General features: G+C 63.4%; 19 protein-coding genes and 2 tRNA genes. 8 read left to right on the top strand and 13 right to left on the bottom strand.

Annotated features, from left to right (window positions below):
• Positions 1-2: 2 nt before the first annotated feature.
• The 4 genes from AC1TPF_RS16480 to mobA all read right to left on the bottom strand — a co-directional run bounded on the left by AC1TPF_RS16480 (position 3) and on the right by mobA (position 5212).
• Positions 3-434 carry a DUF4233 domain-containing protein gene (locus AC1TPF_RS16480; RefSeq protein ID WP_482144764.1) on the bottom strand — a complete coding sequence of 144 codons (432 nt, stop codon included), beginning with the start codon at positions 432-434 and terminating at the stop codon, positions 3-5.
• On the bottom strand, positions 431-1801 hold the full coding sequence (gene folC / locus AC1TPF_RS16475; RefSeq protein WP_482145133.1) for a bifunctional tetrahydrofolate synthase/dihydrofolate synthase: 1371 nt from the start codon (positions 1799-1801) through the stop codon (positions 431-433). The genes AC1TPF_RS16480 and folC overlap by 4 nt, the downstream gene beginning before the upstream one ends.
• Before the next feature lie 53 nt (positions 1802-1854).
• Entirely contained in the window at positions 1855-4530 is a 2676-nt protein-coding gene (locus tag AC1TPF_RS16470) for a valine--tRNA ligase (protein WP_482144763.1), read from the bottom strand.
• A gap of 76 nt (positions 4531-4606) precedes the next feature.
• Entirely contained in the window at positions 4607-5212 is a 606-nt protein-coding gene (mobA, locus tag AC1TPF_RS16465) for a molybdenum cofactor guanylyltransferase (RefSeq protein ID WP_482144762.1), read from the bottom strand.
• A 67-nt stretch (positions 5213-5279) separates the two neighbouring features.
• Here mobA and AC1TPF_RS16460 point away from each other — a divergent pair, with 67 nt between their 5' ends.
• Positions 5280-7577, top strand: coding sequence for an FdhF/YdeP family oxidoreductase (locus tag AC1TPF_RS16460; protein ID WP_482144761.1), 2298 nt, complete (start codon positions 5280-5282; stop codon positions 7575-7577).
• Entirely contained in the window at positions 7577-8398 is an 822-nt protein-coding gene (gene fdhD, locus AC1TPF_RS16455) for a formate dehydrogenase accessory sulfurtransferase FdhD (protein WP_482144760.1), read from the top strand. The genes AC1TPF_RS16460 and fdhD overlap by 1 nt, the downstream gene beginning before the upstream one ends.
• Positions 8399-8411: 13 nt before the next feature.
• Here fdhD and clpX read toward each other — a convergent pair whose 3' ends face one another.
• From clpX to AC1TPF_RS16430, 5 genes are all read right to left on the bottom strand, one after another.
• Complete coding sequence (clpX, locus tag AC1TPF_RS16450; RefSeq protein ID WP_482138930.1) at positions 8412-9689, bottom strand: ATP-dependent Clp protease ATP-binding subunit ClpX; 1278 nt, start codon at positions 9687-9689, stop codon at positions 8412-8414.
• A gap of 187 nt (positions 9690-9876) precedes the next feature.
• Positions 9877-10506 (bottom strand): ATP-dependent Clp protease proteolytic subunit, encoded by a 630-nt coding sequence (locus AC1TPF_RS16445; protein WP_482144759.1) that lies wholly within the window; start codon positions 10504-10506, stop codon positions 9877-9879.
• Positions 10507-10579: 73 nt separating this feature from the next.
• Entirely contained in the window at positions 10580-11188 is a 609-nt protein-coding gene (locus AC1TPF_RS16440) for an ATP-dependent Clp protease proteolytic subunit (protein WP_482138926.1), read from the bottom strand.
• A 162-nt stretch (positions 11189-11350) separates the two neighbouring features.
• A complete protein-coding gene (tig, locus tag AC1TPF_RS16435; RefSeq protein ID WP_482144758.1) occupies positions 11351-12712 on the bottom strand; it encodes a trigger factor in 1362 nt (453 codons plus the stop codon).
• A 32-nt stretch (positions 12713-12744) separates the two neighbouring features.
• Positions 12745-12818 (bottom strand) — tRNA-Pro (locus AC1TPF_RS16430).
• Positions 12819-13021: 203 nt separating this feature from the next.
• Here AC1TPF_RS16430 and AC1TPF_RS16425 point away from each other — a divergent pair.
• From AC1TPF_RS16425 to AC1TPF_RS16405, 5 genes are all read left to right on the top strand, one after another.
• Positions 13022-13095: transfer RNA gene (locus AC1TPF_RS16425), tRNA-Gly, on the top strand.
• A gap of 236 nt (positions 13096-13331) precedes the next feature.
• Positions 13332-14585 carry a serine hydrolase domain-containing protein gene (locus AC1TPF_RS16420; protein WP_482144757.1) on the top strand — a complete coding sequence of 418 codons (1254 nt, stop codon included), beginning with the start codon at positions 13332-13334 and terminating at the stop codon, positions 14583-14585.
• A gap of 163 nt (positions 14586-14748) precedes the next feature.
• Complete coding sequence (locus AC1TPF_RS16415) at positions 14749-16002, top strand: lipase family protein (RefSeq protein ID WP_482144756.1); 1254 nt, start codon at positions 14749-14751, stop codon at positions 16000-16002.
• Positions 16003-16049: 47 nt separating this feature from the next.
• Complete coding sequence (locus AC1TPF_RS16410; protein ID WP_482144755.1) at positions 16050-17297, top strand: lipase family protein; 1248 nt, start codon at positions 16050-16052, stop codon at positions 17295-17297.
• Positions 17298-17494: 197 nt separating this feature from the next.
• Complete coding sequence (locus AC1TPF_RS16405) at positions 17495-18172, top strand: L,D-transpeptidase (protein ID WP_482138917.1); 678 nt, start codon at positions 17495-17497, stop codon at positions 18170-18172.
• Between the two features lie 70 nt (positions 18173-18242).
• On the opposite strand, the gene sthA is transcribed toward AC1TPF_RS16405, so the two are convergent.
• From sthA to AC1TPF_RS16385, 4 genes are all read right to left on the bottom strand, one after another.
• Complete coding sequence (gene sthA / locus AC1TPF_RS16400) at positions 18243-19679, bottom strand: Si-specific NAD(P)(+) transhydrogenase (protein WP_482145132.1); 1437 nt, start codon at positions 19677-19679, stop codon at positions 18243-18245.
• A 106-nt stretch (positions 19680-19785) separates the two neighbouring features.
• Positions 19786-20643 carry a PE-PPE domain-containing protein gene (locus AC1TPF_RS16395; protein WP_482144754.1) on the bottom strand — a complete coding sequence of 286 codons (858 nt, stop codon included), beginning with the start codon at positions 20641-20643 and terminating at the stop codon, positions 19786-19788.
• 71 nt (positions 20644-20714) lie between these two features.
• Positions 20715-21512, bottom strand: a complete 798-nt coding sequence (locus AC1TPF_RS16390; RefSeq protein ID WP_482144753.1) for an Fpg/Nei family DNA glycosylase — start codon at positions 21510-21512, stop codon at positions 20715-20717.
• Between the two features lie 22 nt (positions 21513-21534).
• Entirely contained in the window at positions 21535-22002 is a 468-nt protein-coding gene (locus tag AC1TPF_RS16385) for a ribose-5-phosphate isomerase (protein ID WP_482138913.1), read from the bottom strand.
• Between the two features lie 101 nt (positions 22003-22103).
• Here AC1TPF_RS16385 and AC1TPF_RS16380 point away from each other — a divergent pair, with 101 nt between their 5' ends.
• Positions 22104-23120: a M48 family metallopeptidase gene (locus AC1TPF_RS16380; protein ID WP_482144752.1), complete on the top strand. Its 1017-nt coding sequence runs from the start codon at positions 22104-22106 to the stop codon at positions 23118-23120.
• Positions 23121-23136: the final 16 nt, after the last annotated feature.

Here is a 23136-nt window from a genome sequence, read left to right as displayed (position 1 = left end):
ATTCAGCCATCTATCGGTTCCTGGCCGTTCAGCTGCCCGCGTTCTATCCGCAATCGCACATCACGTTTGATATATGCGATGTACAACCACACGATCCCGAATACCACACCCACAACGCCGATGGACCAATGAATCGCCCAGCCGGCAATCGTGATGGCTTGCAGCGCAAGGTTGTACGGCAACGCCCAACTCCGGCCTTGCAGTCCGGAACCGAGGATCATGGCGAGCGTGAGCACGCCGAGGTAGATGCCCGACCACAGCGTCAGTCCCCCACCGACCCGCCACACGATGGGAAAGGCCAGTGCGACGACGATGGCCTCGAGGATCAGGGTCCCGGCCATCACGCCACGAAAACCCCGCCACGGATCCACGCTCGGGGCGGTGAACCGCTGCGGAGCCGACCCCTGGGAGTCGGTGGAGTCGTTGTCGCTCATGCCGGGTCCTTACCAAAAAGTGTGCGCGCGGCACCCGCGGTCACCACCGACCCGGTGATCACCACGCCTGTTCCCGACATCATTCCGCTGTCGTCGAGGCTTTCCTCGGCTAGCTCGATGGCGGCCTCGACCGCGTCGGGCAGGAAGCCATGGACCTTGACCCGCTCTTCACCGAAGATCGAGATCGCCACCTCGGCGAGGAGTTCTGGATCCATCGCGCGCGGGGAACCGTTGTGCGTCAACACGATGACGTCGAAAATCGGTTCAAAGGCGCGTAGCAACCCGGCAACGTCCTTGTCTGCCATCGCGCTGACGACACCGATGAGGCGTCGGAAATCGAACTCCTCCTCAAGTGCCGTCGCCAGCGCTGCCGCCCCGTGCGGATTGTGCGCGGCGTCGAGGAAGACCGTCGGCGCCGAGCGCACGCGTTCGAGGCGGCCCGGATTGGTGACAGCGGCGAATCCGGCGCGGACAGCCTCGACATCGAGTTGCCGATCTGCTCCGGCGCCGAAGAACGCCTCCACCGCGGCCAGTGCCAGCACCGCATTCGACGCCTGATGGGCGCCGTGGAGCGGCAGGAAGACCTCGGGGTATTCGCCACCGAGACCCTGCAAGGTCAGCAACTGCCCGCCGACGGCCGTGCGCCGTTCGAGCACCGCGAACTCCGAGCCCTCACGCGCGACAAACGAATCGGCCTCGACCGCCGCCCGCAACAAGACGTCGGCGACCTCGGGTGTCTGCACCGCCAGGATCGTCACCGGATCGGTCGGCACCAGTGAATCCGGCGCCTTTTTGATGATGCCGGCCTTCTCCTCCGCGATGGCGGTGAGTGTGTCACCGAGAAAGTCGCTGTGGTCCAGTGCAATCGGCGTGATCACCGACACCGTGGCGTCGATGACATTGGTCGCGTCCCATCGCCCGCCCATCCCGGTCTCCACCACGGCAACCTCGACCGGCGCTTCGGCGAATGCGGTGTACGCCATCGCCGTGAGCACCTCGAACTTGCTCATCCGGGGGCCGTCCGCGGCAATCGACCGGTCATCGATCATGTCGATGTACGGCTCGAGTTCGCGATAGGTGTCCACATAGGTCCGCGGTGAGATCGGCAGACCGTCGATCGAGATCCGCTCGGTGGCCAATTGCAGGTGCGGGCTGGTGATCCGGCCGGTGCGCCGATGCAGTGCGGTGAGCAGCGCATCGATGATCCGCGACACCGACGTCTTGCCGTTGGTGCCTGCGATGTGAATCGACGGGTAGCCCTTCTGGGGCGAACCCAACAGATCCATCAACGCCGAGATCCGGGCCAGGGATGGTTCGATCCGGGTCTCCGGCCAGCGGGTGTCGAGCAGTGCCTCGACCTCGGCCATCTCGGCGAGGTCTTCGGCGGTCGGGGCCTGATGGTCGGGGTTTCGGGGTTCGGTCACGATCCGGATCCCATCGCCTCGATCTTCGCGGTGACCCTGACGACTTCATCTCGGGCAAATTGCTGCCGCTCACGAATCTTGGCAACCACGGCGTCCGGCGCCTTCGCCAGGAACTGCTCGTTGCCCAGCTTCTTGGTGGTCGTCTCGAGTTCTTTCTCGGCGACAGCCAGATCCTTTGCCAGTCGCCGCTTTTCGGCCTCGATGTCGATGGTGCCCGAGGTGTCGATCTTCACCGTGACGGTGGTCGCTCGCAGACGCACCTCGATGGTCGCGGTCGCCGAGAAATCGTCGTCGGCAGGCGTCAGCTTGGCGAGCGAGTCGATGTAGTCGCGCTGGCCGGCAAGATCGGCCTCGTCGAGGCCGATCAGTTCGGCAGCCACCTTCTGCGACGGCTTGAGACCCTGGTCGCTGCGGAAGCGACGAATGTCGGTGATCAGCTTCTGGGTGTCGGTGACCCGGTTTGCCGCAACGGTGTCCGTCGCAACACCCGAATCGGTCGGCCACTGCGAGATCACCACGGATTCACCGCCGGTGAGTGTCTTCCACAGCACCTCGGTGACAAACGGCATCACCGGATGCAGCATCCGCAGCAGTGCGTCGAGGACGTTGCCGAGCACGACTTTGGTTGCGGCCGAACGCGCTTCGTCGTCACGCGCGAACTGCACCTTCGCCAATTCGAGGTACCAGTCACAGAACTCGTCCCACGCGAAGTGGTACAGCGCCTCACAGGCCTTGGAGAACTCGTAGGCCTCGAAGCCGGCGTCGACGTCGCGACGGACTTGTTCGAGCCGGTCCAGGATCCAGCGGTCGGTGTCGGTGAGATCGCCGCGCGCTGGGAGTTCACCGACCACAGCACCGTTCATCAGCGCGAACTTGGTCGCGTTGAACAGCTTGGTCGCGAAGTTCCGGGACGACTGCGCGTGATCGTCGCCGACGGACAGGTCACCGCCGGGGTTGGCACCGCGGGCCAGCGTGAACCGGAGTGCGTCGGCGCCGTACTGCTTCACCCAGTCGAGCGGGTCGATGCCGTTGCCCTTCGACTTCGACATCTTGCTGCCGTGTTCGTCGCGCACCAGTCCGTGCAGGAAGACGTTCCGGAACGGGACCGGCGCATCGGCGCCGATCTGCTTGCCCAGTTCGTCGGCCACATACGTGCCGAACATCATCATCCGGGCGACCCAGAAGAAGATGATGTCGTATCCGGTCACCAAAACCGAAGTGGGATAGAACTTCTTGAGTTCGTCGCCGACCTCGGGCCAGCCCATCGTCGAGAAGGGCCACAAACCCGACGAGAACCAGGTGTCGAGTACGTCGTTGTCCTGGACGTATCCGGCAGGCGGCTCTTCATCGGGTCCGACGCAGACCATGTCGCCGTCGGGTCCGTACCAGACCGGAATCCGGTGCCCCCACCACAATTGACGCGAAATACACCAGTCGTGCATGTCGTCGACCCAGGCGAACCAGCGCGGTTCGAGTGATTTCGGATGGATCACCGTCTCGCCACTGCGGACGGCATCACCGGCGGCCTTGGCCAGCGTCTCGACGCGAACCCACCACTGCATGCTCAGGCGCGGCTCGATCGGCTCACCACTGCGCTCGGAGTGACCGACGCTGTGCAGGTACGGGCGCACCTCTTTGACGATGCGACCCTGCTGTGCAAGCACTTCGCGAATCTTGGCGCGGGCCTCGTAGCGGTCCAGACCATCGAACTCGGTGCCGGTCCCGGCCACGCGAGCCGATTCGTCCATCATCGTCGGCATCGGAAGATTGTGGCGAGATCCGAGTGCGAAGTCGTTGGGGTCGTGGGCGGGGGTGATCTTCACCGCGCCGGTGCCGAACTCGGGATCGACGTAGTCATCGGCGACCACCGGGATCTTGCGGTCGACGAACGGGTGTTCGAGTTCGGTGCCGACCAGGTGCCGGTACCGGTCGTCGTCCGGGTGCACGGCGATCGCGGTGTCACCGAGCATCGTCTCGAGACGGGTCGTGGCCACGACGATGTGGGGTTCGTTGTCATCGAGGGAGCCGTAACGGAAGCTGACCAGCTCACCCTCGACATCGGAATACTTGACCTCGATGTCGCTGATGGCCGTCTTCATGACGGGCGACCAGTTCACAAGCCGTTCGGCGCGATAGATGAGGCCGTCGTCGTACATCTGCTTGAAGACGGTCTGCACGGCCTTCGACAGACCTTCGTCCATCGTGAAGCGTTCGCGCGACCAGTCGACACCGTCGCCGAGGCTGCGCATCTGCGTGCCGATGGTGCCACCGGACTCCGCCTTCCACGCCCAGACCCGATCGATGAACTCCTCACGACCGAGGTCGTCCTTGTTCTCGCCCTTGGCCGTGAGCGCTCGTTCCACCAGGCTCTGGGTGGCGATACCGGCGTGGTCCATGCCCGGCAGCCACAGGACCTCGTAGCCCTGCATGCGGCGTCGCCGACACAGGGCGTCCATCAACACGTGATCGAGGGCGTGTCCCATGTGCAGCGACCCCGTGACGTTCGGCGGTGGCAACACGATCGAGAACGGCGGCTTGTCGCTGGTCGGGTCGGCGGTGAAGTATCCGGCGTCGACCCATCCCTGATAGAGCTCACCCTCGTACGCACCTGGATCCCAGGCCTTGGGCAGGGCGGTGGGGCTGCTGTCGGGATACGCGGTCGATTCGGTCACCGGCCAATTCTAGGCAGTCGCCCGGCGAGCGAGAAAAGCGCACGTCGGGTATAGCGGTCCCGACACCGATCCGGGCTCAGTGGACGCGGAGCCGATGCAGGTCTTCGGGCGCGTTCACGTTGGTCAACCAGGCCGGATCACTCAAGGTCACCCGGTGGGTACGCAGCGCGTCGACGGCGGCGAGCATCCGGCGTTCCCCGGTCTGGACCAGCTCGGCGAGGGTTCCGGCCACCCGCGTGCGGTACACCCCGGCCAGCGGGTGGGCCCGCTGCGAGTCCACCGCGATCACGGCGTCGTCGGCATCTGACAGACCCCGCAGCAACTCGTCGATCATCTCCACCGAGATCAGCGGCATATCGGTGGCACACACGAACACCACGTCGCGTCCGGCTTCGGCTGCCGCGGACAGCCCACGGGCAAGGCCGGCCAACGGTCCCGCGTCCGGCTTCTCGTCGGTGACCCAGCGGATCTGCTCGGTACCGGGATGTTCTTCACTGAGCCCCAGATACGCAGGCGACTTGGCCGAGGCCACAACCAGAACCGGATCACACCGCTCCGCCACCACACGAGTGACCCGGCCCAACATGGATTCGCCGTTCCAGGCCATTGCCGCCTTGTCGCTACCCATCCGCTTCGATGCGCCGCCTGCCAAGACCACTGCGCCCACTCGTGATGTCTCCATGCAGACAGTTAACGCGAGCCGGGCGTTGCTGTGGGTGGATTCGGGCCGACAGGGGAAGATGGTTTGCATGGACACTGAATCGATTCCGGAGCCCGGGCCCGCCGAGCTCGACCAGCATCCGCCCAAGCAGTGGGCGGCCGGAGTCACAGCGGTTGCAGTTGCGCTCAATCGCGCGGTCAAGCAGATGGGTCCCGTCCGTACGGCTCGCACCCTGGTCGGCCTCAATCAACGCAACGGATTCGATTGTCCCGGTTGCGCGTGGCCGGAAACGCCGGACCACCGCAAGCATGCCGAGTTCTGCGAGAACGGCGCCAAAGCTGTTGCCGAAGAAGCGACAAAACGAACTGTCGGGCCGGACTTCTTTGCAGCGCACAGCGTTTCCGACCTTCGCGAGCGCTCGGAATACTGGATGTCGCAGCAGGGCCGGATCACCCATCCCATGGTGTTGACCGCTGACGACGATCACTATCGTCCCATCGACTGGGAGCAGGCATTCGCACTGATCGCCGATGAACTCAAGGCGTTGGAGCATCCCGATCAGGCGGCGTTCTACACCTCCGGCCGCACGAGCAACGAGGCCGCGTTTCTCTACCAACTGTTCGCCAGGTCGCTGGGTACCAACAACCTGCCGGACTGTTCCAACATGTGCCACGAATCCTCGGGCAGTGCACTCGTCTCGTCGATCGGCATCGGCAAGGGGTCGGTGTCCGTCCCGGACATCGAGGTCGCTGACCTGATCATCATCGCCGGACAGAACCCGGGCACCAATCATCCACGCATGCTCTCGGTTCTGGAGAAGGCCAAAAAGCGCGGCGCCACCATCATCGCGGTGAATCCCCTTCCCGAAGCGGGTCTGTTGCGATTCAAGGACCCTCAGCAGATCAACGGGGTGCTCGGCAAGGGCACCGCCTTGGCCGATGAGTTCCTGCAGATCCGGATCGGCGGCGACATGGCCCTGTTCCGGGGTCTGGGCAAACTCTTGCTCGACGCCGAGAAAGAGGCCCCCGGAACAGTTTTCGACCACGCATTCCTGGACGAACACTGCCTCGGTGTGCAGGACTACCTCGACGAACTCGAGAAGACCGACCTCGACGAGATCGTCACCGCGACCGGATTGACCCAGGACACGATCCGCGCCACCGCCGATCGGCTGATCGCCTCAGATCGCACCATCATCTGCTGGGCGATGGGCCTGACCCAACAGACGCACGGTGTCGCGACCATCGAGGAACTCACCAACGTCCTGCTGCTGCGCGGCATGATCGGTAAGCCCGGCGCCGGAGTGTGCCCCGTGCGTGGACATTCCAACGTCCAAGGCGACCGCACCATGGGTGTCTGGGAGAAGATGCCCGACGAGTTCCTCGATGCCCTCGACCGCGAGTTCGCGATCACTTCGCCCCGCGCCCACGGTCTCGACACTGTCGACACCATTCGCGCGATGGCCGCAGGCGACGTCAAATTCTTCATGGCCATGGGTGGCAATTTCGTGTCCGCCTCCCCCGACACCAACGCCACCGCGGCCGCGATGGGGAACTGCCGGCTCACCGTGCAGGTGAGCACCAAACTCAACGCCTCACACCTACAGACGGGAACCACCGCACTACTCCTACCCACCCTCGGCCGCACCGACAAGGACGTCCGTGATGGTCGCAAACAGGCTGTCACCGTGGAGGATTCCATGTCGGTGGTCCACCTGTCCCGCGGTTCGCTGCCGCCCGCGAGCGATCAGCTCCGCAGCGAGGTATCGATCATCTGCGACGTGGCCGGCGCCACCCTCGGTGCCGATCACCCGGTCCCCTGGGCCGCGATGGCAGATGACTACGACACGGTTCGCGACCACATCTCGCGGGTGGTACCCGGTTTCGCGGACTTCAACAACCGGGTCCGACAACCGGATGGCTTCGTCCTACCCCACCCGCCCCGCGACACCCGGACGTTCCCGACCCGAACCGGTAGGGCCAATCTGGCCACCAACCCCCTGACCTGGCTGCGGGTACCCGAAGGGCGCGTCATCCTGCAGACCATGCGCAGCCACGATCAGTACAACACCACGATCTACGGGCATGACGACCGTTACCGCGGTATCAAAGGCGATCGTCGGGTGGTCCTGCTCAACCCCACCGACATCACCGCACTCGGGTTCACCGAAGGCGAATGCGTTGATCTGGTCTCCGAGTTCGCTGTTTCGGGCGGTGTCGAAGAACGCCGCGTCGAGGCATTCCGGATCGTCGCCTACCCCACCCCACGTGGCAACGCGGCGGCGTACTATCCGGAGACAAATCCGCTTGTCCCCCTCGAACATGTTGCGGCCAAATCGAATACGCCGGTATCGAAGGCCCTCACCGTCCGGTTGGAGCGTCGCTGATGGGTCGGATGAGCACACGCGCCCGAGTCCGGCGGATCAGGCCCGGCGGTACCGACTCCCGCGCGGACACACTGGCCGTCGAGGAGCCGCTGGAACTGCGGGTTGCCGGCAAGCCACTGTCTGTCACGATGCGGACGCCAGGAGCAGACATCGATTTCACCCACGGGTTCCTGTTGACCGAGGGCATCATCGAGGGCGCCGACGACATCGCCGCCATCCGGTACTGCGACGGGGTCGACGAGGAGGGCCGCAACACCTACAACGTGCTCGATGTGACGTTGCGTGACAATCGCAGTCTTCCGTCGACGGCCACCCGCAACTTCTTCACCACGTCATCCTGTGGGGTGTGCGGCAAGGCCTCACTCGACGCGGTCAGACTGGCTTCGAATCATCGCCCGGCCGACGACGACGCCACCGTGAACATCGAGACCCTTGCACGGCTACCGGACCGCCTCCGCGAATCGCAGAAGATATTCAGCTCCACCGGAGGGGTCCACGGGGCCGCACTTTTCACAACCGACGGCACCCTGCTCGTGGCCAGAGAAGACGTCGGCAGGCACAACGCGGTCGACAAGGTGATCGGGTGGGCACTGCAGCAAGACATGGTGCCGCTGCGAGGGACCATCCTGATGCTGTCCGGCCGGGTGTCGTTCGAGCTCGTTCAGAAGGCCGTGATGGCCGGGATACCGATCATCGCCGCCGTGTCGGCCCCGTCGTCACTTGCGGTGGACCTGGGAACCGAACAGGGCGTCGCCATCGTCGGCTTCTTGCGCGGTGAATCGATGAACATCTACTCCGCCGGTCACCGCGTGATCGAGTGACCGGCGCACGCCGCTAGGCGCTCTTCTCACGCCGTTCGTCGCGGCGTGGCTTGCGCGGGACAATCGTCGGAAGAACGTTGTCGCGCACGGTTTCTCCCGTGACGACAACCTTGGCGACGTCGTCGCGGCTGGGGATGTCGTACATCACCGGCTGCAGAACTTCTTCCATGATCGCGCGAAGTCCACGAGCACCGGTTCCACGATGGATGGCCTGATCGGCGATCGCCTCGAGAGCATCGTCGTCGAACTCGAGCTCGACGCCGTCCATGTCGAACAGTCGCGCGTACTGCTTGACCAGAGCGTTCTTGGGCTCCGACAAAATGTTGATCAGCGACGGCTTGTCCAGCTTGGTCACCGACGCGATCACCGGAAGACGCCCGATGAACTCGGGGATCAATCCGAACTTGATCAGGTCTTCGGGCAGGACCTCGGCGAAGTAATCACTGCTGTCGTTGTCGTTCTTGGCAACTTCGGTGCCGAATCCGATGCCCCGCTTGCCGATTCGGTCGGAAACGATCTTGTCCAACCCGGCGAAGGCACCGGCAACGATGAACAACACGTTGGTGGTGTCGATCTGGATGAACTCCTGGTGCGGATGCTTGCGACCACCCTGCGGCGGCACCGACGCCTGCGTGCCCTCGAGGATCTTGAGCAACGCCTGCTGGACGCCTTCACCTGAGACGTCGCGGGTGATCGACGGGTTCTCGCTCTTGCGGGCGATTTTGTCGACCTCATCGATGTAGATGATGCCGGTCTCGGCACGCTTGACGTCGTAGTCGGCGGCCTGGATCAGCTTCAGCAGGATGTTCTCGACATCCTCACCGACGTAGCCGGCCTCGGTGAGCGCTGTGGCATCGGCGATGGCGAACGGGACGTTGAGCATCTTGGCCAGGGTCTGGGCCAGGTAGGTCTTGCCACAACCGGTGGGGCCGAGCATCAGGATGTTCGACTTCGCCAACTCGACCGGTTCCACACCACGCGAGTCCTTGCGGTCGCCCGCCTGGATGCGCTTGTAGTGGTTGTAGACCGCCACGGCCAGCGTCTTCTTCGCAGTGTCCTGCCCGATGACGTAATTCTCCAGGAAGTCCCGGATCTCAGCCGGTTTCGGGAGCTCATCGAGTTTGACGTCGCTGGTCTCGGCCAGCTCCTCTTCGATGATCTCGTTGCACAGGTCGATGCACTCATCACAGATGTACACACCGGGTCCAGCGATCAGCTTCTTGACCTGCTTCTGGCTCTTTCCGCAGAAAGAACACTTCAGAAGATCGCCACCATCTCCGATACGTGCCATCTGTTGCTGTCCCTACTTCCGTTACCTGATGCCCCAAAGACCCTGATGCCCGGAGACGCTGCCGTCTTACGGCCGTCCCAGCTCACGGGGAGCACAGTACTCACGACCGTACCCGTAGGTGGGCGGAACTTCGACCGATAAAGCCAAATGTCGCGGGCCCAATCGGCGGCCCGCGACACGTGACCGACTACTTACGGCCGGACTTCTTCCGGTACGCGAACACCTCGTCGATGATGCCGTACTCCTTGGCCATCTCGGCCGTCAGGATGTTGTCGCGATCGGTGTCCTTACGGATCTTGTCGGCAGGCTGTCCGGTGTGTCCGGCCAGGATGTCGTCGAGTTTCCGTCGGATGCGCTCGATCTCGGCGGCCTGGATCTCGAGGTCGGAGACCTGACCCTGGTATGCCCCACCGGTGCGCGGCTGATGGATCAGGATTGTTGCGTTCGGCAGGGCCGCCCGCTTTCCGGGAGTTCCACCGGCCAGCACGATCGCGGCAGCCGAAGCGGCCTCACCGAGGCAAACGGTCGCGATGTCGCAGTGCACGTACTGCATCGTGTCGTAGATGGCGAGCATTGCAGGCACGCTGCCACCGGGCGAGTTCACGTACATGATGATGTCGCGGTCGGGATCCTGCGACTCGAGCACCAGCAACTGCGCCATGATGTCGTTCGCAACGGTCTCATCGATCGGCGTGCCCAAGAAGACAATTCGCTCTTCGAAAAGCTTTGCGTACGGGTTGTACTCGCGCGCACCGTTGGGTGTGTGCTCGATGAACGAGGGAAGGATGTACCGCGACTGTGGTGAAAGGTTGTTCATGGTCCTCATTACTTTCCGATGAGTGTGCGAGGGGCCGGAGACGAAGCGGAGCGGAGCTCGACCATGGAAGCGTTCAGGCGCGCGTGATCACGTGATCGACGAGGCCGTATTCCTTGGCCTGCTCGGCGGTGAACCACTTGTCTCGGTCAGCGTCCGCTTCGACCTGCTCGAGCGTCTGCCCGGAGAACTCGGCGTTGAGCTTGTTCATCTCTTTTTTGGTCAGGGCAAACTGCTCGGCCTGGATCGCGATGTCGGCCGCGGTTCCACCGATACCGGCGGACGGCTGATGCATCATGATCCGGGCGTGCGGCAGCGCGTGCCGCTTGCCCTTGGTTCCCGCGGCGAGCAGGAACTGCCCCATCGATGCCGCCATGCCCATCGCGTACGTGGCGATGTCACAGGGAGCGAGCTGCATGGTGTCGAAAATCGCCATTCCTGCGGTGACCGAACCGCCGGGCGAGTTGATGTAGAGGTTGATGTCCTTGGTCGGATCCTCTGCAGAGAGCAACAGGATCTGCGCGCACAGCCGGTTGGCGATCTCATCGTCGACCTGGGTGCCCAGGAAGATGATTCGCTCACGCAGCAGACGCTCGAAGACCGAGTCGGTCAGATTAAGTCCGGCCACACCCGAACTCGCGGTTACTCCGGAGAGTGCTGGCGTGTGGATCTTCGGCTCAGTCACGGTACCTACCTTCGCGTCCCGGGATCAGCTCCCGGGATTTTTCGTTCAACGGACTCACAATGATTTGACTGCTGACTCCGACAGTAACGAATAGGGACGACGCCGAACCCTCGGCGTCGCCCCTATTCGCTGACAGCAGAATGCTTGCTGGCGTTTTGTCTCTTATGTCTGGTCGGTCGACTCGTCGCCCTCGGCTTCGGCAACCTGCTTCGGGAAGAACTCGTCGGTGTCGACAACGTTGCCGTCGGTGTCCTTGACGGTGATCTCGTTGACGATCGACGACAGTGCCTTGCTGCGACGGACCTCGGCGTAGACCGCGCCGACCTGTCCGGCCTGCTGCAGCTGCTGAGCGAACTCGGCGGGCTGCATGCCGTAGCGCTGCGCCTGGAACATGATCTGCTGCATCAGCTCGTCCTGCGCGACATCGGTTTCCTGCTGGTCCGCGATGGCGTCGAGCAGCAACTGGGTCTTGACCGACTTCTCGGCAGACTCGCGAGCTTCGGCCTCGAACTTCTCGCGGGTGGTCCCCTGCGCCTCGAGCAGACGCTCGAACGCTTCGTCGTCGTGGCCGAGGCTGTGGACGACCTGATGGATCTGGCCGTCGACCTCGGCGGTCACGATTGCCTCGGGCAGCGGGACCTCGATGGTGTCGACCAGCTTGGCGACGAGCGCCTCGCTGACGGCATTTGCCTGAGCCATCTTCTTCGACCGGGCGACACGCTCGCGCAGGTCGGCCTTCAGCTCGTCGACTGTGTCGAACTCGCTGGCCAGCTGAGCGAACTCGTCGTCGACCTCGGGGAGCTCGCGCTCCTTGACCGAGACAACCTTGACGGTCACGTCTGCTTCGTCGCCACTGTGATCTCCGGCGACCAGCGTGCTCTTGAAGACCTTCTCTTCGCCGGCCGACAGGCCGATGAGCGCCTCGTCCAGTCCGTCGATCAGCTCACCGGAGCCGACCTCGTGGGACAGACCGCTCGTCGCGGCTTCTTCGACCTCTTTGCCGTCGATGGTGGCCGACAGGTCGATCGAGACGAAGTCGCCATCGGCAACCGGACGATCGACACCGGTCAGGGTGCCGAAGCGGGCGCGGAGAGCCTCGAGCTGCTCTTCGACTGCTTCGTCGTCAACTGCGACCGGCTCGACCTCGATCTCGAGGGTCGAGTAATCCGGCAGGTCGATCTCGGGGCGCACGTCGACCTCAGCGGTGAACGTGACACTCTTGCCGTATTCCAGCTCCGACAGATCGATCTCAGGCTGGCCGATCGCCTTGATCTCGGCTGCTTCGACAGCTTCGCTGTACTTGGCCGGGATCGCGTCGTTCACGACCTGAGCAAGCACCGCGTCGCGGCCGACACGGGCCTCGATCAGCTTGGCGGGCGCCTTACCGGGACGGAAGCCGGGGATCCGGATGTCCCGTGCCATCGTCTTGTAGGTGCGGGCGAAATCCGGCTCGAGTTCCTCGAAAGAAACCTCGACGTTGAGTTTGACCCGCGTCGGGCTGATCTGCTCGACGGTGCTCTTCACTTGACTCCCTTGTAGTGCGTTTCTTTCTAGAGTCGGGATGACAGGATTCGAACCTGCGACCCTCCGCTCCCAAAGCGGATGCGCTACCAAGCTGCGCCACATCCCGTGAGGTCTTCCGGTGAAAGCAGGCGACCAGCGCCACTTTCACCGAACGCAAATACTACGTGCCGATGCGCCACGAACCTAAACCGGTCACCCACCGGGCACAGCCACGCCACGGCGACCAGGCGATTTCTCGTCCGCAGGATCGAGACGGTACAGTTCCTTTCGCAGCGGCAGCAGTGGCGATCCCAGTGATGTCGTATGCACGCGGGTGTAGCTCAATGGTAGAGCCCTAGTCTTCCAAACTAGCTACGCGGGTTCGATTCCCGTCACCCGCTCCAGATGCAAAAGCCCCGGTCAGCCCAGCTGCCCGGGGTTTTTTGCCATGGCACTCCTTCTCATCGCGACCCGGGTTGTCAGATTGATTTGCACCTCATCTGGTCCGGTCGATCATCGAGGCCTGATCCGACCCGTGGATGTCGGAATTGTCCGCAATCCGCACGGCCGGAGCGGATCTCGTGGTACGACTGCTCTTCGATGTCCGTTTTTGGAACGGGCCGCACGAGAGGCGCGCCGCGTGAAGAGCTTTCGCACCCCACCATCGGGACGGCGGCGAAGCGCGGCTCTCACCGCTCTCGCCGTCACCTGTGGACTCGTCCTGGCCGCCTGTTCATCCGACAGTTCGGCAACGGAATCGGACGCTGAGCTCAAGACGATCGACGCCGCAGCGATGACCGCAACCCTCGAAGCGGCGATCGAGGAACTTCTCGTACCCGGCGCACTCGCCCTGATCCAGACGCCCGCAGGCACCTATACGGCCTCGGCGGGTACCACGACGGTAGGCGCCGACAACCCACCCGCCGCCACCGACGGATTCCGCATCGGGTCGGTCACCAAGACGATGACCGCCGCCGCGGTCCTTGCGCTGATCCAAGAAGAGAAGATCAGCGTCGACGACCCGATCGACGCCTATGTCCCGGGTGTCCCGAATGGTGCCGACATCACCATCGCGCAGCTGATGAACATGCGTAGCGGACTGCACAACTACCTCGACACCGACGGTTTCCGCGCCGCCTTCGGCGCCGACCCGACCAAGGTGTGGGCCCCTTCAGAACTCCTTGCCCTGGCGTTCGCCTACCCACCGAGCTTCGCGCCGGGCACCGAGTTCGAGTACTCCAACACCAACACCGTCCTCCTGGGATTGCTCCTGGAGAAGGTGGAGGGCAAAACCCTCGACCGAAGCCTTGCCGACCGCTTCTTCGGTCCGCTCGGGATGAGCAACACCGCACTCCCCGACCCCGCCATCACAACTCTTCCAGAGCCGTCGTCACGCGGCTATCAATATGGCCCGCTCCAGGTTTCGGACAAGGCGATGACACCCGAGGAAACCGCTGCGGCACGGGCAGGCACCCTGCAACCCAATGATGTGACAGCGCAGAGCTCCTCATGGGGATGGGCCGCCGGTGGAGTCGTCTCGACCGCGGAGGACATGCTGACGTGGATCAAGTCATTTGTCGGCGGGGATCTACTCGACGACGCCAACCAGCAGCTGTGGTGGGACAGCATCGTGATCCAGCACGACGAAGATCCCCGCGCGTTCTACGGTTACGGGATCAGTGAGATCCGGTTCGGCCCGAACCGGCTCACCTATCACGAAGGCCAGCTTCCCGGCTTCAACACCATGGCGATTCACGACGAGGCCAACGACGTCAGCATGGTCGTCTGGGCCAATCTCTCGGTCACCCAGGACGTCGACAACGCGTTTACCATCGCGGCGAGGTTGCTGCAGCACATCTACAACACTCCGGCCGACACTCCTCCCGCAGGTTGATGGAGATCGGCTCAGTCTCCCGGGTGACACCCACAGATGATTCTGTGATGCATACCTCGCAAAGCAAACAATGTGACTCACTTGACAATTCGAGCTGAACACCGGCTAAAGTCGTGCCATCGTCGCCCGGGGGGCGGACGACAGTTACCGCTACCCGGAGGCCATGTTGCGCACGATACGTTCTGCCGTGTTCCGAACCCGACCGCGACGTCGGTTCATGATCGTCGGCGCTCTGTGTGCAACCACGCTCGCCCTACTGTCCGCGGCCCCGGCAACATCGGCTCCGGCGAATGTCGCACTGCCAACCCCGGTCGCCGATCTCTTCTACGCGACACCCGGCAACATCGGCGAGTTCGAGAACGGTGACATCGTCTCCAAACGCAAGATGCCGAACCCGCCGAACTTCTTCAACATCGAGACCTGGCAGGTGAAGTTCCGTAGTACCGACATGTACGACCGCCCGATCGCGGGCATCACCACCCTGCTCCTGCCTCTCAACCGGCAGACGAACGCACCCCTGTTGAGCTTCCAGGACATCGTCAACTCACTGGGTCTCGAATGCGCACCGTCCCGCACGCTGTACCAACCCGGCGACAGCACGACGGCCCTGGCGTTGCCTGCACTCAATGCGCTTCTCGTACAGGGCTGGGCGATCGCCATCCCCGACCATCTCGGACCACGCAGCGCATATGGTGCCGCCGAGCTCGGCGGTCGGATCACATTGGACGGCATCAGGGCGGCGAAGAACCTGGCCGTGGCCGACCTTTCGGGAAGCCGTGTCGGACTGGTCGGTTACTCCGGGGGCGGCATGGCAACCGCCTGGGCGGCCGCCTTGGCTGCCGGCTATGCGCCCGAGCTCAGACTGGCAGGCAGCGCATACGGCGGCGCACCGATGAACCTCATCAAAATGGCCGAAGGCCTCGGCTACAACAAGCCCCATCCGGCGTTCGGACTCGCCTACGCGGCCGCAGTCGGCCTCTCGCGTGAATATCCGAACGAGATCGAGATGTGGGACAACCTGACCCCGCTGGGTAAGTCGATGTTCGTGCGCATGCAGAACGCATGCATCAACGAGATCTTGGAGATCGGTGAGGATCACAGTGCCGACGAGATGACGCCGGACGTCAAGGTCTTCGACGACCCGGAGGCACGAAAAGTGGTTCAGGCCAACAGCTTGGACACCTACGCCGGCGTACCGAACGCGCCGGTCTACGAGTGGCACAACCCGACCGACAGTCTCATCCCCGTCGATTCCATCATCGAGACCAACGCGCGGTACTGCCGCGCCGGCGTCGCGGTGACAAGCAAGAAGGTTCCATCCGGCGACCACGTGGCGTCCTACCCGCTCGGCATCAATGACGCGCTCGACTGGCTCAAGAACCGATTCGCCGGGTTACCGGCGCCCAATACCTGCTGACACCCCTTGGATCGCGCGATCCACAGACCACGAGCGAAGAGCGAGCCATGCACCGACCCGTACCGAGTTTCGCCCGCCTGTCATTGATCGGCGCCCTCGTAGCGGTGGTCACGCTTGTTGTCTCGCCGTCGTCGGCCATGGCCGACGACGTCTCACTACCCACGCCTCTACCGGACACGTTCTACAACGCGCCGGACAACATCGAGGGCTATGCCAACGGCGACGTCATCGCAAGCCGTGAGATGCCCGATCCCCCACTGTTGTTCGACCTGCGTACCTATCAGATCAAATACCGCAGTACCGACATGTACTCCCGGCCGATCGCAGCGGTGACCACACTGCTGGTGCCCGACAGCCATGTCGCGGGCGGTCCGCTGCTCAGCGTGCAGGACATCGTGAACGCGATGGGACTCGAGTGCGCGCCGTCACGACAGCTCTACACGACGACCACCAATATCGATCCGCGATCGGGCAGTCTGACCGCAAGCCAGCGCCCATTGCTGAACGGATTGCTGCAACAAGGGTGGGTACTGGCCATTCCTGATCATCTGGGCCCCCGTAGTTCGTACGGCGCAGCGCAACTCGGCGGTCGGATCGCCCTCGACGGGATCAAGGCAGCGCAACGCTTCGCGCCCGCCGATGTCGAGAAGAGCAGGATCGGGCTGATGGGCTACTCCGGTGGCGGGATGGCGACAGCGTGGGCATCCGCGCTGGCATCCTCGTACGCCCCCGAACTCGATATCGCCGGCAGCGCATACGGAGGCGCCCCGATGAATCTGATCAAGATGGCCGAGGGGCTCGGTTACAACAATCCCCACCCCGCGTTCGGCCTCGCGTTTGCCGCGGCCATCGGCCTGTCCCGCGAGTATCCGAACGAGATGCCGGTTTGGCAGAATCTGACCCCGCTCGGAAGATCCATGTACCGCGAGATGCAAAATGCCTGCACCAACGAGATCCTGCTGACAGGCCTCGGTCACAGCGCCAAAGAGATGACACCGGACGTCAAGATCTTCGACGATCCCGCGGCCCGAAAAGTGGTCAACGAGAACAGCCTGGAGTTCTTCTCAGGAATACCGAATGCCCCGGTTTTCGAGTGGCACAGTCCGATCGACAATTTGATTCCGATCGACTCGATCCTCCACACCAACCGGCGCTACTGCCAGGCCGGAACACCTGTGGTCTCGGTTCTGACACCGTCACCCGATCACTTGACGGCCGCAGTGATCGGATTGCCGCCCGCACTGGCCTGGATGACCGACCGTATGAACGGCGTGCCCGCGCCAAGCAATTGCTGACCGAAGCCCGGAAGTCGCAGCCGAAATAGAGTGAGCCAGATCACTTTCAGGCCCATGGTCGAATAAAAGCAGTCACTTCAGCAACTCTGACACCAATCTGGTTCGTAACGTTTGGCGGCGTGGTACCGACATGCAAGTATTGAATCCGCGCTTTCGGGGAGCGCATAAACCTGCACCCAACGTTAGGGTTATACATAGTGTCGACCAGCAAGTTCGCCCGCGGACGCACCGCCAAACGCCTCCTGGCCGCCGGACTCGGCGTTGTCGTGATGGCCCTGGCAGTTCCAACTGCAGTCTCGGCGCAACCGTCGCCCACCATCCCAGGGCTACCCGGCGTGCCACTACCGCAGATCCCCGGCTTGACCATCCCGACACCCCCGGCACCGGAGACCACTCCAGAACCGGCACCGGAGCCGCCGAAGCCGGCCGAACCCGCTCCCCCGGTGAAGACCGACACGGGCTGGGTTGCCCTCGCCGACGACGCCACCCACGAATTGACCGTGTGGCACGAGGGCAAGATCGTCCGCAAGATGCCGATCTCGATGGGTTCGAACGATCATCCGACCCCCAACGGCACGTACTACACCAAAGAGAAGTACCGCGACATGTACATGGATTCGTCCACGTACGGAGTCCCGATCGACGCCCCTGGCGGTTACCGCACCTATGTCGAACACGCGATCCGCATGTCCTGGGACGGAATCTTCATCCATGCCGCACCATGGTCGGTGGAGCAGCAGGGCAACACCAACGTCAGCCATGGCTGCATCAACGTGAGTCCGGAAAACGGCCAGTGGGTATACGAGAACTTCCCTGAAGGAACCCCGATCGTGGTGCAGGGCACCATCGGCGGGCAGTACATCCCGGGTAGCTAACCCTCCGGAAAACATCCGAAAACCCGGCGCCGAGAGCAACTCTCGGCGCCGGGTTTTTTTGATGTCTGCGCTATTCGGCACCCAGGTCGTGACCGTTGCCGACACCGGTGACCCGGGCGATCGCCCGCATCTTGTTCACCGCGTCCAGTGCCGCCACCTTGTAGCCTTCGGCCAGGGTCGGATAGTTGAACACGGCGTCGACCAGGTAGTCGACGGTTCCCCCGCAACCCATCACCGTCTGGCCGATATGGACCAATTCCGCGGCGTTGGAACCGAATACGTGCACTCCCACGATGCTTCGGTCGTGCGCATCGACGAGCAGTTTGAGCATGCCGTAGGCGTCGCCCATGATCGCGCCTCTGGCCAGTTCCCGGTAGCGGGCAACGCCCACTTCAAAAGGCACGTTCTCCGCGGTCAGTTCCTCCTCGGTCTTGCCGACGAAGCTGATCTCCGGGATCGAATAGATGCCGATCGGATATTTGGACGCGTCGGATTCGCCGACCGGTTCGCCGAAGGCGTCGTACGCGGCCCGTCGTCCCTGTTCCATCGCGGTCGCCGCCAATGCCGGGAAGCCGATGACATCACCGACAGCGTAGATGTGAGGCACCACCGTGCGGAAACAGTCATCAACCTTGAGCCGACCCCGGTTGTCACCCTCCAAACCGGCTGCGGCAACACCCAATTCCTCGGTGACACCTTGGCGTCCCGCCGAATACAGCACGGTGTCGGCAGGAATCTTCTTCCCCGATTCCAATACGGTGACGGTTCCAGACGGGTGCTTCTCGACCATTTTCACCGATTCCCCGAACCGGAAGGTGACGCCTCGGTCACGCAACTGGTATTGCAGTGCCTCAACAATTTCGCGGTCGACGAAGCCGAGCATGCTCTCCCGCTGCTCGACCACGGTCACCTTGGTACCCAGCGCCGCGAACATCGAGGCGTACTCGATTCCGATGACGCCTGCACCCACCACCACCATCGACTGTGGCAGTCGGTCGATCCCGAGGATCTGATCGGAATCGACGATGGTCGCGCCATCGAACTCCACGGTGGTGGGCCGTGCCGGACGGGTGCCGACGGCGATGACCGCATAGTCGAACGTGATGTTCTTTCGGTCACCGCCCTCCGATTCGACGATGAGTTCATTGGGTCCGACAAACCTGCCGTTGCCGATCAGGAGCGCAACCCGGTTGCGGGACAACTGATTCTGGATGATGTCGATCTCTTTCCCCACCACATGCGATGTGCGTGAGGACAGATCAGCGACGGTGATGTCCGTCTTCAGCCGGTACGACTGCCCGTACAACTCCCGCTGATTCAGACCGGTCAGATACAAGACCGCCTCGCGCAGTGTTTTCGACGGAATGGTGCCGGTGTTGATACACACACCACCGACCATGTTCCGACGTTCGACCACCGCGGCTTTCTTGCCGAGCTTGGCGGCAGCAATCGCCGCCTTCTGCCCCGCGGGGCCGGAGCCGATGACAACCAGGTCGTAGTGATCCACGTTCATTTCTCCCAGCGTTGACAAGTCTGGGATTCAGTGTCACCCAAATACAGGTGTCTCACATTTCAGGCGCGTGAATTGTTGCCACCGGGCAAGTGGATACCGGCTAGGCAGCGTGCCGATCGACCCCGCCGAAGGGCAGAAATGTCACCTGCACCTGCAACCACTGGGCCAGTACCTCGCAACCGGACGCCTCGCCCCCGGCAAGTGGTTCGGCGTCATACGCGGTGTGCCGTCCGCCGCGACGGTTCACGACCTGCAGACCCCGCCACATCAATTTGCCAGGTAGGTACCCCGCGATCTCCACCACCGCGACCCGTAGTCGCCGTATGTCTTTACGCCACTGCCGAGGATGGATCGATGTCCGCGCCGCGTTCTGGAAGTCATTGCCCCTCAATACTTGCCAGAGATGGCGACACCAGCCACGCACGTCGTGAATCGACATCGCCGCGGTCAGGTCGGCGAAATCTCGCAGGAATGAGTCACCGCTGGCGTTGCAGATCACATCGGCGGGGTCGGCGATCCAGATCACCGGGATGTCCCCCGGTATCGCCGCGCCCTGGCCGGCAAGTCCGAAGCCGTCGCAGCCCGCGACCACCCCTGGCGGCTGGTGCGGATCGGCCACGAATCCGACCGCCATCACAGTCCTGTGACTTTGGCAGCCCGCCAGCATGTTTCGGATCACCACCGAGCCCTGCGAATAGCCGATGAGCATCACCGGCCCGGTGGTCGCATCCAGCCGGGCCTGCAGATTTGCCACACCCTCGCGCACGCTGTCCAGGTAACTCATACCGGCCAGATCCGGCACCGGGCCATAGCTTGCCGGGTATCCGACCCACCGGCAGTCGAATCGTTCGTCGAGCCGGCCTGCCACCTCCGAGAGGAGCCCTCCGACCCGGTGTCGGCTGTCACCTGGGTAGGATTCGCCGGTTCCTCCCACGAAGAGCACCGTCACAACTGCCATACGTCCATCATGCCGATGAAACCTGAGGGCTTGCTTAGGCGGTCACACTGCGATTGCCGAGAATTCGGCTTTCAGTCGGCCTGACAGGTCGGGCACCAGTAGACCTTGCGGGCCACCATCTCCCCCATCAGGATCGGTGTCCCGCAGATTCGGCAGGGTTCACCGGTGCGGCGGTAGACATAGGTACGCGGCCGACCCGGACCGTACGCCGGAGCCCCGTGATCATCGTCGGGTCGGACGACGTGCATCTTGCCGCGCCGCACACCGATTGCCATCAGCCCCACCAGATCCGACCACAATCCGTCCCATTCGGAACGGTCGATCCCGGTTCCGGGGCGGTGCGGATTGATCGACGCCCGGAACAGGACCTCCGCGCGGTAGACATTGCCCACGCCACACAGCACCTTTTGGTCCATCAGGAGTGAACCGATTGCCTTGCGGGATCGGGCTATCGCGGCCCAGGCGAGCTCGGGGTCGGCGTCCTTGCGTAGCGGGTCCGGACCGAGCCGCGCGGTGAGAGCCGTCAGATCCGCCGGGGTGTACAACTCGCAGGCGCTCGGACCCCGGAGGTCGGCGCCGTAGTTGTCGGATTCCATGCGCATCCGGACCTGGCCGACCGGTTCGGGCAGTGGTGCCGGGCCTTCGCTGAATCCTCCGTAGAGGCCCAGGTGCACGTGGACGATCTCGCCATTGCCGTAACGATGGATCAGATGCTTTCCCCAGGCCTCCGCGCGAACGAAGGTCTGCCCGTCGATGCGGCAGGCCCCGGAGGCAAAGCGTCCCTGCGGACTGCTGACCGCCACCTGTCTGCCGGCAAACTCGCGATGGTGGATCCGGGCCAGCCGGTGAAGCGTATGCCCTTCAGGCACAGCTTGTTTCGAAGTCTCGGCGCTACGGCAGCAGCGGCGGCACGCCGGTGCGCTCGTATTCCGAGAGGATGTCGATACGGCGCTGATGGCGCTCTTCACCCGACCACTCGGTGTTGATGAACGCGTCGACGATCGCCAGCGCCTCGGCCTGGCTGTGCATGCGGCCACCGATTCCGATGAGCTGGGCTTTGTTGTGCTGACGCGCCAACTGCGCGGTCTCGACGCTCCACGCCAGTGCGCAGCGAGCTCCGGGGACCTTGTTCGCGGCGATCTGTTCGCCGTTTCCGCTGCCACCGAGGACGATCCCCAGGCTGCCTTCGTCGGCGACGGTCCGCAGCGCGGCATCGACGCAGAAGGCGGGGTAGTCATCGAGAGCGTCGTATTCGTGCGCTCCGCAATCGATCACCTCGTGACCCGCAGAGGTCAGATGTTCGGCAATCTGGGCTTTGAGTTCGAATCCGGCATGGTCGCCACCTAGGTACACGCGCATACCACCAGTCTGACAGAGTGCCGTGGCGCGCCGGGCACCGACCGGAAATGCCCGGCCAAGGGCAGGGCATTTTGCGGCTCGGCAGCACTAGATTGATCAGGGTGTATCCCGACTCCCCTCCGCCCGCAGCGGCCTCACATTGGCTTACCCCGGCACCGTTCGCCGGACGCCCGCGACGGCATCCGTGGGAGATCCCGATCCTGGTCCTGGTTCTTGTTGTCGGACTCGGCGGCTACGTCGTGGTTGTGGTCCTGGTGGCACTGGGTTCCCTGAACACCTGGTTCCTGCTGATCCTGCTCGCACCGCTGCTGCTGTACCTGATCCGTGGCCTGACCTACGCGCTGCCGCGTGTCAACGGGGTCAAGATGAGCCCGACCCAGTTCCCCGAGGGCTATCAGATGGTGGTCGAATCGGCCCGCAGATTCGGGCTCGAATACGTCCCGGACGCCTACGTGGTTCTCGGCAACGGCACGATCAACGCGTTTGCGTCCGGCCACGGATTCCGCCGTTTTGTCGTCGTCTATTCGGACCTTTTCGAAATCGGCGGGCACGCCCGCAGTCCAGAAGCGTTGCGGTTCATCATCGGACACGAAGTCGGGCACATCGCTGCCGGGCACGTCTCGTACTGGCGTCAGCTCGGTTCGATCATCGGCCTGAACCTACCCGTGCTCGGCCAGGCACTGTCGCGGTCGATGGAGTACACCGCCGACAATCACGGCTACTACAACCAGCCATCCGGATCACCCGGCGCCATCGGGGTTTTGGCCGCAGGCAAATACATGCTGACCTCGGTCAGTTTCGACGAATTCGCAGATCGGGCAACGCTGGAGAAGGGCTTCTTCACCTGGCTGACCAACCTGCAGTCGACCCATCCGGTGCTGACCTGGCGAGCCGCGGCCCTGCGCGACCGATCCGGGCCGGGAAGGATGTTCTTCCGGCCGCGCCATATCGTTCGCGGAATCGGTAGCGGCCACGTCCAGCTGGTGCTGCCGACCGGTCCGATGTCGATGCCGCCGACCGGGATGGTGCCGGTTTCTTCGATTCCACCGGCGCCACCGGTCGACCTGACCAAAGATCAGGCCGACCGCAAGCGCGAGGAGACCAAACCCGAGTACTGACCTCGGTCGAACTACC

The organism is Williamsia sp. Y853, from assembly GCF_056786495.1.
Note: the sequence above shows the minus strand (reverse complement) of the source record. Positions and strands in the feature narration are given on the sequence as shown.